This window comes from Acinetobacter lwoffii, assembly GCF_024129115.1.
Taxonomy (GTDB): domain Bacteria; phylum Pseudomonadota; class Gammaproteobacteria; order Pseudomonadales; family Moraxellaceae; genus Acinetobacter; species Acinetobacter lwoffii_T.
The window spans coordinates 1-13,383 of the sequence record NZ_JAMXXO010000008.1; the positions used below are offsets into that span (position 1 = coordinate 1).

Annotated in this window: 12 protein-coding genes and 1 pseudogene; 5 read left to right on the top strand and 8 right to left on the bottom strand. The window is 41.0% G+C overall.

Annotated elements, in window-relative coordinates; all coding sequences use genetic code 11:
- Positions 1-103: 103 nt before the first annotated feature.
- From NI470_RS07895 to NI470_RS07910, 4 genes and pseudogenes are all read left to right on the top strand, one after another.
- Positions 104-421, top strand: a complete 318-nt coding sequence (locus tag NI470_RS07895) for a hypothetical protein (RefSeq protein ID WP_253148163.1) — start codon at positions 104-106, stop codon at positions 419-421.
- A gap of 206 nt (positions 422-627) precedes the next feature.
- Positions 628-912: pseudogene (locus NI470_RS07900) on the top strand (type ISP restriction/modification enzyme).
- 434 nt (positions 913-1,346) lie between these two features.
- Complete coding sequence (locus NI470_RS07905) at positions 1,347-2,555, top strand: DUF1615 family protein (RefSeq protein WP_004646653.1); 1,209 nt, start codon at positions 1,347-1,349, stop codon at positions 2,553-2,555.
- Entirely contained in the window at positions 2,522-3,175 is a 654-nt protein-coding gene (locus NI470_RS07910) for an HAD-IB family hydrolase (protein ID WP_004729896.1), read from the top strand. Before NI470_RS07905 ends, NI470_RS07910 begins: the two co-directional genes overlap by 34 nt.
- A gap of 193 nt (positions 3,176-3,368) precedes the next feature.
- Here the strand turns inward: NI470_RS07910 and NI470_RS07915 are convergent, their stop codons facing one another.
- Complete coding sequence (locus NI470_RS07915; RefSeq protein WP_253148162.1) at positions 3,369-4,463, bottom strand: fatty acid desaturase family protein; 1,095 nt, start codon at positions 4,461-4,463, stop codon at positions 3,369-3,371.
- 14 nt (positions 4,464-4,477) lie between these two features.
- A complete protein-coding gene (locus NI470_RS07920) occupies positions 4,478-5,542 on the bottom strand; it encodes a flavin reductase family protein (protein ID WP_253148164.1) in 1,065 nt (354 codons plus the stop codon).
- A 153-nt stretch (positions 5,543-5,695) separates the two neighbouring features.
- On the opposite strand from NI470_RS07920, the gene fabR reads away from it, so the two are divergent.
- Positions 5,696-6,376 (top strand): HTH-type transcriptional repressor FabR, encoded by a 681-nt coding sequence (gene fabR, locus NI470_RS07925; protein ID WP_004729898.1) that lies wholly within the window; start codon positions 5,696-5,698, stop codon positions 6,374-6,376.
- A 62-nt stretch (positions 6,377-6,438) separates the two neighbouring features.
- Here the strand turns inward: fabR and NI470_RS07930 are convergent, their stop codons facing one another.
- From NI470_RS07930 to NI470_RS07955, 6 genes are all read right to left on the bottom strand, one after another.
- Positions 6,439-7,239 (bottom strand): alpha/beta fold hydrolase, encoded by an 801-nt coding sequence (locus NI470_RS07930; protein WP_253148161.1) that lies wholly within the window; start codon positions 7,237-7,239, stop codon positions 6,439-6,441.
- 135 nt (positions 7,240-7,374) lie between these two features.
- Positions 7,375-7,641 carry a PAAR domain-containing protein gene (locus NI470_RS07935; protein WP_253148160.1) on the bottom strand — a complete coding sequence of 89 codons (267 nt, stop codon included), beginning with the start codon at positions 7,639-7,641 and terminating at the stop codon, positions 7,375-7,377.
- A gap of 145 nt (positions 7,642-7,786) precedes the next feature.
- Positions 7,787-10,624, bottom strand: a complete 2,838-nt coding sequence (rapA, locus tag NI470_RS07940; RefSeq protein ID WP_253148159.1) for an RNA polymerase-associated protein RapA — start codon at positions 10,622-10,624, stop codon at positions 7,787-7,789.
- 143 nt (positions 10,625-10,767) lie between these two features.
- The gene (locus tag NI470_RS07945) at positions 10,768-11,412 is read right to left on the bottom strand and encodes an RluA family pseudouridine synthase (RefSeq protein ID WP_004646642.1); all 645 of its coding nucleotides are present in this window, start codon (positions 11,410-11,412) and stop codon (positions 10,768-10,770) included.
- 133 nt (positions 11,413-11,545) lie between these two features.
- Complete coding sequence (locus tag NI470_RS07950) at positions 11,546-12,253, bottom strand: phosphopantetheine-binding protein (protein WP_253148158.1); 708 nt, start codon at positions 12,251-12,253, stop codon at positions 11,546-11,548.
- A gap of 393 nt (positions 12,254-12,646) precedes the next feature.
- Entirely contained in the window at positions 12,647-13,321 is a 675-nt protein-coding gene (locus NI470_RS07955; protein WP_195724863.1) for a hypothetical protein, read from the bottom strand.
- Positions 13,322-13,383 lie beyond the last annotated feature (62 nt).

Sequence of the window (13,383 nt, forward strand, 5' to 3'; positions counted from 1 at the left end):
GCTTGAAAACCATTTTAAAGCCTTCGACTTAACCTTCTTTTACATCAATAATGGCTTCATTTAATGTCAGCATACTTTTTAAAACACCACCAAGGATTCTTTTATGAGTAATTCACCAAGTCAGTTTCCAATTTCTACCCATCCTGTTATTCAAAGTCTAAATGTACGTAATATTTCAAAAATGATTGCTTCTAAAATTATTGAACATACGGCGCTACAATTACATTTCAATTCATCATTTTGTAACCAACTTTCAGTAGCTGATCATCTCAATACTTACGAAGCTGTTACTTACTTTATAGACAATCAGTTTTTTGAAAGATATGGTTTTAATAGATCTGGACTCATCAACTTTCATGAAGTCTATGATGAGTTTTGGGCTGAATTTAGTTGCAGAGTGAACTATCAAACATCTATTTGAGAAAGTTGAGCAACATTAACAAATTAACTATAACTAAATGATTTATAAAACATTTCAACTTGCTAATCATATTGCTCAAACTTATTTATTTTGAGCAATATGAATATTAATATATTTCAATTATTTACCCCCATATTGTCCAACTTAACCATATTGTTCAATGGAGCAATACTTTTGTCGAATTTTTAAAAATCGACTTCCCAAGAATACCCTATCCTAAAGACAAAGATACATTTTGGGAATTAGTTACTCTCGGCAAAAAGTTAAGAGAACTTCATTTTATGGAAGATTCTAGCCTTAAACTCATCACACAATACCCTGAAAGCGGTGACAATACAGTTGAAAAGACTTACACAGATGGAAATGTCTATATCAACGATGAATAGTATTTTGCGAATGTTCCTGAAGTAGCCTGGGATTTCCATATTGGTGGTTATCAGCCTGCACAAAAATGGCCAAAAGACAGAAAAAGGTCAAGCTCTACAATTTGAAGATATTAAGCACTATCAGAAGATCATTGCCACCCTTTAAAGGACTTACGAAGTTATGAATGAAATTGATGATATTGATTTTATGTAAAATTAATTGCCACTCTTTAATTAGTTTTTATAGAATAGTGATAAGCCCCTGAAATTTTAATTTCATGAAAATTTCAGGAGTAAAGTTTAAGAATTTTCAGTTAAAGGTACAACAAAAATCAAAAATATGTTGTATCTTTTTTTGTACCTTAACCAATTATAAAAATTATAAGTTATTGTTTTAAGAAGAAATTAAATTTAATACCTCCCACCTGCCATGGGAGCGACAATCAAATTGTTTGACAGTTGATATGGACCAATATACATATAAATTCATCACTTTTTTGATGGGCATAGTATACTGCATCTGCCTTATTCGCTCATCTTTTCAATTAATTTACGACACCATGAATAAAACTTTCGCTTCTTGTTTTTCTTTTAAGTCATTGTCTGTACTTGTACTTTCTCTGGGTCTTGCCGGTTGTGGCAATGGTTCATGGTGGTCAAAAGATGATGAACCGACACTTGAAGTTGAACATATTCGCAAAGCTATTCCAAACCGTGTCAACCAACGTGAGTCTTGGGCACAAGATATTTATGACATTACCGAACAGCTCGGCATTCCTCAGACCAAGGAAAATGTTTGTACGATTGTGGCAGTGGTTGATCAGGAATCTAACTTTGTTGCAGATCCTACTGTTCCGGGTTTGGGTGAAAAGGCGGTTAAGGAAGTCCAAGGTCGCCTTGATGAAAAATTCAAAGATAAGCTTGGTCAAGCAATTGGTGGCACAGTTGCAGGATATTTCCAGGAAGTTCTCAAGAACCATCCGAGTCCTGAAGACAACTACTTAAGCCAGATGCGCCGGGTCAAAACCGAACGTGAACTCGACGAATTATATCGTGAAATATTTGATTATATGTCAAAGCATTATCATGTTAGCGCCCTGACTGGTGCTGCCAAACTGGTCGGCCAGAATATTGGCGAGAAAATGAATCCAATTACCACCTTGGGTTCAATGCAGGTACATATCAGCTATGCGAAAGAACATAAACGCCAAGGCGGCAATATCGCAGAGTTACGTACCGATCTCTACAGTCAATATGGCGGTCTGTATTATGGGATTCATCGCCTGATGATGTATCCGGCGGATTATGACAAGCCAATTTATCGTTTTGCGGACTATAACTCGGGCATGTATTCCAGTCGAAATGCCGCTTTTCAGAGCATGTTAAATGATTTAACTGAAGCCGAACTTGATCTGGATGGCGACTTATTGCTCTATACTAAAGATGGCGCGATCCGTTCGCAGAAGAGTCAATCTGAGCGTGAGTTAATCAGTGTTTTTGCCAAAAATAATTTTATTATCACTGAACGTCAAATCCGAGCTGATTTAAAGAAAGAAAAAGATAAAGACTTTGAAGATACGATGACTTATCGTGGTGTCAGCAAGCTTTATCAGGAAAAAACGGGTAAAGATCCTATCTATGCCATTATGCCTGAAGTGGTCATTTCCGGACCAAAATTAAGTCGTGATTATAATACTAACTGGTTTGCTACCCGCGTCGATGGTCGATATCAAACATGCATGCGCAAAATCAAAAATCTAAAACTCTAGCCTTATTTGATTTTGATGGAACCCTGTATCTACATGATAGCTTTACCGGGTTCATTTTCCATGCCTTAAGAAAACGGCATATTGTGAAACGCGGCATGCAAATTTTGCCATGGATACAGGCCTATTATTTAAATTTCTATCCGGCACACCGCATGCGACCCAAATTGTATGCCAGCATGTTTAAAAACAGTGATGCAGAGGAAATTCTGCAATTAGCTCAGGATTATGCACAACAACTAATATTCAAGTTGAATCCGAAATTATTAGAACAACTTAAACAGCATCAACAATTAGGACATGAAGTCGTGCTGGTATCAGCCTCATTGGATTTGTATCTTAAACCGGTGTGCAGTTATTTAAATATCGATTTAATCTGTAGCGAAGTTGAAATCAAAGCTGGGAAATTGACAGGGTTTTATCAAACTCCTGACTGTAGTAACACACAAAAGAAAATTAGAATTCTAGAAAAATATAATCTGGATAATTATGCTGAAATTTATGCTTATGGGAATAGCAAGGAAGATATAGAAATGCTCAGTCTGGCGCAGCAAAGCTATTTTGAGGGTCAAGATCAACAGCTTCCAAAAATTAATATTTCAGCTCATTCGATGCCATATTAGTCCTTTCCATTCTATCGGGTTAACCTACTAAACACCTTTAGACAACGCTATAAATGGCAGATTAACTTTTTTACTTTATGCCTTGAAATTATATTAAATAGCTTCGCAATCAGGACTTCTACTTCCTGAAGTATTCGCCTCCTAGCTTAAAAAACCACTTCATTTGAAGTGGTTTTTTTAGCTTTAAGAAAAATTATTTCTTAAACGGAAATGCATATTTCACAATACGTTTGATCACACTACCGTACTGTTTTACCAAGCTGGCATTGTTATAGTTCAAACCATATTTTTCACAAACAGCCTGAACTTTCGGTGCCATTTGACGATAGCGACGTGCAGGTACATCAGGATACAAATGATGTTCAATCTGATGACTTAAATGACCCGTCAAGATATGAAACGCTTCAGAACCGGTCAGGTTGGATGAACCACGGATCTGACGCATATACCAGTGACCACGACTTTCATTTTGCAGTACCGATTTCGGGAATACTTCTACATCTTTGGTAAAGTGGCCACAGAAAATAATACTAAAGGTCCAGATATTACGCAGACCGTTGGCCACCATATTACCGGTCAAAACCGGTAAAGCCGCAGGACCTGCGATGAGTGGAAAGAATACATAATCTTTAAACAGCTGTTTACCGATTTTGCTCTGCATTGGACGCCATTCTTCTTTGGTCTGCTCTTTGCTTTTACGGCCTTTGAAGTATTTACCCAATTCAAGATTCTGAATTGCAACCCCCCACTGGAACAATAAACAGAATGGCACTGCATAAATCGGTTGCAATAAATATCCCGGTTTCCAGCGCTGTTCCGGGAACAGGCGTAATAGGCCATAACCGATATCATCATCCATACCTTTAATATTGGTATAGGTATGATGCTTAAAGTTATGAGTTTGACGCCAGTTGTCTGAAGTCCCTACGATATCCCATTCATAGGTCTGGCCATTCATTTTCGGATCATTCATCCAGTCATATTGACCGTGCATGACATTATGACCCAGTTCCATGTTTTCCATAATTTTGGCAAAGCCCAACAGGCCTGTCCCCAACAACCATGCTGGCGGGAACCAGCCTGCAAACAGCAAAGCACGACCGACAATCGATGAATAGCGAATGGTTGAATAGACACGACGGATATATTTGGCGTCTTTCTCACCCAGATCATCTAGCACTTCTTGCTTAATTGCATCAAGTTCACGTGCAAGTTCATCAAGTTCAAACTGGGTTAATTCACGGTTTTTAGGATTTTTAAAATACTGTAATTTTACTGGCATATTCATAAGATAAAACTCGCTTATAAGTCGATGACAAGGTCAGTCTGCGCTGAGTTAATACAAATTTTGAGCAGGTTGCCGGGTTCGGTATTTTGCGCACCATTGACCAAATTCTTGGTCGAACCTTCTACTTTATTGCAGGCACATTTATTACAAATGCCCATACGGCAACCATGGGTCGGTTTAATATTTTGCTGTTCCAGGCTCACCAAAATGGACTGGCCTTTTGGAATGCTGACAATTTTTTTCGACTGGGTCAGAGTGACATTAATAAAGCCGGTATCCGATAGATCCGCCAAGCTCATGCTAAATGCTTCACCTTTAAACTGTTTTGCCTGAGCAAAAAGCTGTTCTGCTTTAGATACAAAACCTGAAGGGCCACAGCAATATACGATGCTATTTTCCAGATTTTGCAGATCGGTCAGATAGGTTTCATCAAGACGTGCAGAAGCTGGCTGTTCTTGAGTGGCATACACATGAAATGAGAAATTTGCATGTTTTTGAGCAAGTTCTTCAAACCGTGCTTTAAATGCGGCATCCTGATCTTTTTTAACCCAGTACCAGAGAGTAACCGGTGCAGATAGTTCACCTTTTTTGCTCAAGCTTTCCAGCATACTGAGCATTGGGGTAATACCACTCCCTGCTGCAAGCAAGATCAATGGACTCGTCTGCACAGGCAAGGTCATATCACCATAAGGCTGACCAAATTCGATCACATCACCTACTTGTGCCTGTTCTGCCAACCAGGTACTGACTTTACCGGCATTGACTTTTTTCACGGTCAATAAAACATGTTGCGCATCTACACGGGTCAAACTATAGCTACGTTCATAACGGATGCCGTTTACCACCACATAGACCGGATGATGCTGCCCTGCTTCACCAAACTTAAATAAGCGATTCACTTGAATTTTCAGACTCAGCATATCCTGTGCTGCATTTTCTGTATGCACGATCTTGCCTAATGGCTGATTCAACGACCATACAGGATTGAGTTTCTGAATCCAGAAATTAATTGCATGCTGATCAACTACACTATCAGACAGTGCATTCAATGGCATTTTAAGTTTTTGCAGTACATGCATCGTTTGTGACATCACCTTGGTTTTTTTGATTATTATACACATGTATATATATTTGTATATACAACTGTATTGTTTCTAATCATTTCACAAGCTTGACTGGCTCGGTTATAATAAAATGATTCATGCATGAACCTATTGATGAACGAGCCTTCAATGAAAATAAGCAGTGACGCATCTTTATTACAATCGAAAAGCATTGATGAGCCGATTATCGTACGCAGTGTCGGTCGCAAGGCCACCATTACCAAGGAAGAACTGTTTCAGGCTGCGTTGAATCTGATTGGGCCACAAAAAAGTATTTCTTCTTTAAGTTTGCGTGAAGTCGCGCGTGAGGCCGGTATTGCACCGAACAGCTTCTATCGTCATTTTAAAGATATTGATGAACTGGCCATTGAGCTGATTGATCGTGCCGGGATTGTATTGCGTCAGATTCTGCATGAAGCACGTCTGCAAGCCTCTCGCCAGAACAGCATCATCCGCAGTTCTGTAGAAGTCTTTATTGCCCAACTGGATGCCGATGAAGGCAATCTGAGCCTGTTATTGCGTGAAGGTTATACCGGTTCCAAATCTTATAAACAGGCGGTAGAACGTCAGTTGAATTATTTTCAGCAGGAACTTCAGGATGATTTGATTCGTCTGGAACGCCTAAACAATAAGAAGTTATTTCATCCGGATATTGCCGCCAAAGCCATTACCCAACTGGTGTTCAACATGGGTGCTAATGTGATTGATATGCCTGCCGAAGACCGTAAAGAAATTGCCGAACAGACCATGATCATGATCCGGATGATTCTGGAAGGTGCACGTCATCTGGAAGATTCTCAGCTACGTTAATTTTCCGATTTGCATGAAGTAGTATAAAAAGAGACGCAATCAACGTCTCTTTTTTATGAAGATTACAAAAGTGCGAGTTGGGCTTTGACTGCCTTTGCAGTGGCTTCCGGATACTCAAGCGGGAACATATGCCCGCCCTCAACCACAGAATAATTAATCCGATAAATCTTGTGCATCCCTTGTGGCAAACCCTGCTGATAAAACTGGCTCTGCTCTGCAGTCATCAGATGCATCGGCACTTCAGGCGGTCGGCGTGGTGTTCTCCACCACCAGGCGGGTACAGTCCGGAAGATTTCCGCTTCTATCCGTTTTGGAATAGTTAACGTCACCCCACCACGTTCAGGTTCTGGCTGAATGCCGCTCTCGATATAATCAGCAAAACACTGCTCATCGAAATTTTTAAATAAGCGGTTAAACCGGAGTGCTTCAATAGCATCCTGTTTCGATGACCAATGATCCTTGCGTTTCAGCGTTACCCCGGATGGCGTATAGCGATCAATACTTTTCAGATTCAGCTTTTTAACCAGTTCAAACATGGCGCTGTTTTTTCCAATCACAAACGGTGGATCCATAATGACCAGTTTGGAAAACAGTTCGGGACGTCGATACGCAGCCATAAGGGTCACCAAACCACCAAAGGAATGCCCTAAACCAATCACCTGCTGCTGAGGAAACTGCTGCTCGATATCTGCAATGACTTCATCGACCAGATAACGCCAGTCTCGCGTAATTGGATATTGCGGGTTCATGCCGATCAAGGGAATCGCTTTGACTTCATAGTCTTGCTGAAAATAGTCCAGAAACTTTTGATAAGTTGCCGAAGGGATACCATTGGCATGAGTAAAATGTAGGGCTTGTTTCATTATTTTTAAACGCAGCGCGTATTCATCCTGAAATCGTAAGATGAGCTTACCGCTTTAAAGATTTATTCGGCAGCGCAAAAATGCTCAAAGCATGACCTCAAAGTCATTTCTCTGTATTCCTTCAGAATTTAAAGTCTATTTCTGCGATACAGTCAAATGTTGCATCGGTAGAAAAGTCGCGCCGCAACTGGCCTTATCCCCCGCGATGACCACTGCCCGTCCTTTGACAGTAATAGACAAATTACTGGAAATTGCGGTGACCATAGTCTGGCATTTGGGACAATAATGCTTCATACCATTTAAATGCACGGCAATACCATTGATCAAAAAAGAGAGTTCGCATTCAGCCACCATGCCGCCATGACTGGTCTTTGTGCCAAGGGTAATCAGTGCTTTTGACATACTTTGTCATTCTTATTATTCAGTAGGCTAATTTTAAACAGGAGGAAAATGACAGACCAGCATTCTCCGACCAAAAAAATAATAAACCCGGATTTTGCCCATAAAAAAAGCAGCCCGAAAGCTGCATTTTTTAATTGCGTGAAACTTAAGGCTTGACCACGACCATCACCTGAATCGCTTCCGGTGTTACCGATAGACCATCCAGCAGGCTTAGACCTTCTTTCTGCAACTTCTGTAAACGCGCAATTTCATCTTCACGGATACTTGGGTTGAACTGCTTTAGATAGGTCAGGCGATCAATTTCGTATTGCCATTTGTTGCCATACACTTCTTTGGCTTGCTGCTTGAAGCCCGGCAAAGCACTGCGTGCCAGTTCAAGTGCCTGCTGATAACGCGCTTCAATCACATCACGACGTGCTTTCACCACCTGACGACAGCTATTGCCATCCAAATGATGTAGATAAGGCTTCAGGATTTCTGGTGCAATCTTCTGGGAGAGATCCTGACCTTTTTCACTGAGCAAGACACGGATTAACTGTTGCGGCAAGCTAGATGGCAAGTTCAATGCTTTCGGTGCGACGACATCAACCTTGAACCATACTTCTAATAATACCGAACCTTGTGGCAGTGCTGCAGATTTTAATACCGCAACGTTGGTGCTACCAAAGCCTTGGGTATTGATCATTTCCATCACACTTTCAGTGAATGGATGTTCTAGAGTCAAGTATTGCGCATCTTCACGAATTTGTGCCTGATCACGATAGAAAGTCGCTGTAATCCCTTCTTCATCCAGCGTCAAACCTTGAACCTGCATTTGATCGGTTGGCTTGATGATCACTGTACCGTTACTTTGCTCATCAAAGTCGATATTCGTGGACGCCATAAGGCGCTTCATGAATATTGGCAAGGTGGTGTTGTCATCATAGTCTTCAAGCGCATTGACAATTTCCTGTGCGACCACTGGACGGCAAGAGTTGTATTCCAGCAGACGGTCACGACCTTCCTGCAATTCAGCTTCCAAAGCTTCACGTTGCACACTGACTTCTTCCAGCAGGTCTTCAAATGCTTGACCTTTGTCTGCAAGTAGACAGTCTTTCAAACGGACAATAAAATTTTCCTGCAAGGTTTGTGCAGTTGGGGAAATATTACTGAAAATATTCAAGGCTTCGTTATACCAGCGGAACATGCGTTCTTGCGCAGTTCCCACCAGATAAGGCACATGAATCTGAATGCGGTTTTCTTGACCGATACGATCCAGACGACCAATACGCTGTTCTAACACGTCTGGATTGGCTGGAAGATCGAATAAAATCAGGTCAGAGGCAAACTGGAAGTTACGACCTTCCGAACCAATTTCCGAGCAGAGTAAAATCTGCGCGCCATACGAATCTTCAGCAAAATACGCCGCAGCCTGGTCACGTTCCAGCAGGCTCATACCTTCATGGAACATTGCGGTACGGATACCGGCATGTAGACGCAGTACATTTTCCAGCGCTTCAACTACTGGCCCACTACGTGCAATCAGTAAGACTTTCTTGTGTTTGAGATCGGTACGCAAACGTTCCATCAGCCACATCACGCGTGGATCAGTTTCCATCCATGCGCCATCGAGTTGCGCCTCTTCAGGCCACATCTGTTCACGCAATTTGCCATCTTTCGACCAGTTTTCTGGTGCTGGTAATGGTGCCGGTTGACAGTCACGACCCGGGAAACCTTGAATGGCTTCACGTGTGTTACGGAACAGGATACGTCCCGTACCATGACGGTCTAAAAGTTCGTGAATAGCACGGAAACGCTGTTCAGGGTAATCTTCAATCGCATGACCCAACAAGGCCTCAATCGCAGTCAAGTGGTCTGCTTCAAGAGGCAGGTCTGACATTAACACTTCTGCAATTTTAGCGGTATGCTGATATTGTGCTTCTTCATCGAGGAAACGATCCAGCGAGTTAAAACGCTGCGGATCGAGCAAACGCAGGCGTGCAAAATGACTTTCTACACCGAGCTGTTCCGGTGTTGCGGTCAATAACAATACGCCCGGCGTATGTTCAGCCAGTTCTTCAACCAGATCATAACGGTCATTACCACCGTCTTCTTCGCCCCACATCAGGTGATGCGCTTCATCGACCACCAACAAGTCAAAACCGGCTTCAAGCGCCTGTTCACGCAGATCTTCATGGTCAATCATCAAATCGACAGAGGCAATGATTTTTTGCTCGGTCAGGAACGGGTTCTGTTCAGGATCATGCTCTTTGATCGATGCAGTACGGGTCAAGTCAAACAGCGAGAACTCAAGATTGAAACGACGGCGCATCTCAATCATCCACTGATATTGCAGCGAATCCGGTACTAAAATCAGAATACGTTCAGAACGGCCGGTTTTCAGCTGTTGATGGATAATCAGACCCGCTTCGATGGTTTTGCCCAGACCTACTTCATCCGCCAGTAACACACGCGGTGCAAAACGCTGACCGACTTCATGAGCAATATACAATTGATGTGGAATCAGGCCTACACGTGAACCCACTAGACCACGCAGTGGACTGCTTTGCATATTGGCCTGCATTAGCAACGCTTCAATACGCAGGTCATACCATTCTTTATAATCAACCTGACTGGCCAATAAACGGTCTAGAGGCTTAGACAGCTGGATGGTCGCACCAATACGGGTTTCATTCAGCGATTTACGTTCTTCAGTTCCATCTTCCAAGGTACGAACGACATGATAACGCACCACGCCATTGCGGTCTTCAACGGATTCTACAATCCACTTGGTCCCTTCCTGATCCTGTAATTCATCTTTCACATTAAATACGATACGAGATAAGGGTGCATTGCTGCGTGCATAGACGCGGGTTTCATCGCTTTTCGGGAATAAAATGCTGACCGACCGCTCATCAACATCAATAAGAACGCCTAAACCGAGTTCTGTTTCAGTATCTGATAACCAACGTTGACCAATAGCAAATTGCTGCAATTTTTCCACCTTTATCTTAAGTACAAGATTATGAATATTAGGCTCAATCACGAAACGTCATTGGAGCAAAATTCCACACCTTCAAGCAATGTATTTTGACATAAAGCCCACTAAAAAGTGAGCATAATTCACGCCGATTAAAGAAGTATTTCCTAGAACGGCGCCGGACAATAAAATTCGACCAACTGCTCTGTTTGAGGATGATAAAAACTCAAACGTTCCGCGTGTAAACATAAACGCGAGCTGAGCTGTTGCTGTTCGGATGTCGCATATAAGGTATCGCCAATAATCGGATGTCCGAGATATTGCATATGCACCCGTAGCTGATGTGAACGGCCGGTAATTGGGGTCAGTTTCACCCGAGTCACGGGCTGTCCCTGAATATTAAAATGTTCGATCGCCTGCCAATGCGTGATGGCCGGCTTATTATGTGCGGGATCTGCGATATGTAAGGGGGGACGGCTTGGATCATACACCACTGGCACTTCAATAGTGCCTTCACCTTCGAGTGTACCGGCAACCATAGCCTGATAGGTTTTATCAGTCTGGCGTTCCTGAAACTGGCGGGAAATGGTTTTTTGTCCCCATTTGCTCAGACCAAAGGCCAAAATACCGGATGTATCGCGATCCAGTCGATGAATCAGTAAAGTTTTGGGTTCTAATTTGACCAGACGGTTGATCAGGCAATCTTGTAAGTCTTCTGTTTTACCGGGAACTGTGAGTAAACCTGCAGGTTTGTGGATGACCATGAAATCGTCATCACGATGTATCAGATGTTCGGTTAGAAAATTACTCAAAGTTCAATCCCAGGCTGATCGTGAAAAACAAGGCGGCAATGATAGAAAGCTTAGCCAATAATTACAATGCGCATTTATGTAAATGACGATGAAATTTCCGATTTAGCGCATAAAATTGCTCAATCGCAGCGCATCAACCTGAGGATTTTAAAATGAAGCTTGCCAATTCGTGCAAAGACGGATGTTTTAGCACATCTTCATAACGGATATTGGCACCATGTGCACGCCATATACCGACTAGACTCACCACCGCTACCGAATCCAGACCATAATTTTTTAAGTCGACATAGGGATCAATTTCCAAAGCATCCATATCCAGCTGTTCTGCGACAGCCAACATAATGCCTTTGGCCGACAATACATATTCGGAAGATGCGCTTAAATCCCATAAGCGGGTCAGGCTATAGGTATTTAAGTGATGTATCCCCTGTGCTGAAATATTTTCGATCCATTGAATATGCTGATCTTGATTCGCCAATAAAATCACATCATCGACCACACCGATTTGATCCGTCACACTCATCAGATGCGGTAAAATCTGTTTCAGCATTGGTGTGACCTGCCCGGCAAAAATTAGCTGCGGATGCGTTGAGGCATATTCTCCCAATTGCTGCATGCCTTGCATCAAATCATCACCGTACAAATCAACAATCGGAATATCCAGCGCTTTGGCTTTATTGGTTAGTTGAATCAAATTCCCCATGAGTCCACTCTCTTGTATGCCCTGTTGCATACGCAAGTTTTGCAATCCAACTAAAACCAAAACAGATTGTGTTGAGGACAGCTGCCATTTAGCTTGGGATGGAGCAAGTTGGATTTTTTTGGGCATAGAGTACAGCATGGGAGGCTCTTATAAATACAAAATAGCATGATGATTCATGCTATTTTAGTTTAGCATTATTTGAAAAACACTTTGATTTCACAGATGATTATTGTTCTAATTTCGTATAATCGCCATTATATTAAATATGCCTAGAGTTGATTAACGCGACTATCCTAAAAATAGGGTGATTTAGCCAAATAAGGACTAAATGCTAAAACTAACATAAGCAAAAGAGGAGTATCTGAGGCACTAAAAATCACTCTGCCCAATGAGTCCACTCAAAAATTTTCTTCGGGTCATCAATTTCATAAATTCGCCACTTCTTATCTAAAAAACCTAATGGAAAAACCTCATTCGATATATCGTTTTGAATAAAGTGGTTAAGAATATAAATGCTTGAATTAAGAATATCTAATACGTTATTTGATAACATTTTTTTGTATTTTCAATGCTATTTTTCTTTTTTGAATGAATAATTTCATTTCTAAGGGTTTCTAATTCTTTAAACATTGACCAATACTTGATTTGCTTAGGTGATTCACAGTTCAAAATATTTGGAATAATTTCAGTGAGTTTTTCTGAAGTTGGTATCCATTTTTCAATTTGAGAAATTTCATAGACTTCTTGAATACCTTTTGAGTTTGTTTTTTTATAAACGAAGTCATTAGGGATTGTGGCGTTGCAAAATGCTTCAACTGCTTTATAAGAAAAAACAGATGCTATTTGTATTTGTTCAATATAGTCATAAAATAACGAGACATTTTCACTATAAAAATCTTTATTCTTTTCCATATCTTTTTTAAGTTTTTCTAGTAGATTTTCAGCTTCATCTCTAGCTTTAGTAAATATATTCAATGATAGTCCGATCTCATTAGGAAGCGATAAATTGATCTCTTTATTATCAATTTTTAAATCTAACATTCTCTGTAAAAAAACCAATTGATCGTTTTTTTTAACATTATAAATTAAGGGTTTTGAGCACCTAATATCTGGAATTTTGTAAGAGCCGAAACCTGTCTCAGATTTAGAGTAGCTGTTCACAACATGAACACATACCATTTGTAAATTTACTAAAGCTACGTTCATAAAAATTCCTTCAAAATCATTTTTTTATAGTTATAGATAAGAATTGAGCGAGTGTCTATGAG

Excerpts from the sequence above, each read along its gene's own strand:
- NI470_RS07950 (WP_253148158.1), bottom strand. The coding sequence starts at position 12,253 with ATGCTGTACTCTATGCCCAAAAAAATCCAACTTGCTCCATCCCAAGCT.
- fabR (WP_004729898.1), top strand. The coding sequence starts at position 5,696 with ATGAAAATAAGCAGTGACGCATCTTTATTACAATCGAAAAGCATTGAT.
- NI470_RS07920 (WP_253148164.1), bottom strand. The coding sequence starts at position 5,542 with ATGCATGTACTGCAAAAACTTAAAATGCCATTGAATGCACTGTCTGAT.
- NI470_RS07895 (WP_253148163.1), top strand. The coding sequence starts at position 104 with ATGAGTAATTCACCAAGTCAGTTTCCAATTTCTACCCATCCTGTTATT.
- NI470_RS07910 (WP_004729896.1), top strand. The coding sequence starts at position 2,522 with ATGCATGCGCAAAATCAAAAATCTAAAACTCTAGCCTTATTTGATTTT.
- NI470_RS07955 (WP_195724863.1), bottom strand. The coding sequence starts at position 13,321 with ATGAACGTAGCTTTAGTAAATTTACAAATGGTATGTGTTCATGTTGTG.
- NI470_RS07930 (WP_253148161.1), bottom strand. The coding sequence starts at position 7,239 with ATGAAACAAGCCCTACATTTTACTCATGCCAATGGTATCCCTTCGGCA.
- NI470_RS07935 (WP_253148160.1), bottom strand. The coding sequence starts at position 7,641 with ATGTCAAAAGCACTGATTACCCTTGGCACAAAGACCAGTCATGGCGGC.
- NI470_RS07915 (WP_253148162.1), bottom strand. The coding sequence starts at position 4,463 with ATGAATATGCCAGTAAAATTACAGTATTTTAAAAATCCTAAAAACCGT.
- NI470_RS07905 (WP_004646653.1), top strand. The coding sequence starts at position 1,347 with ATGAATAAAACTTTCGCTTCTTGTTTTTCTTTTAAGTCATTGTCTGTA.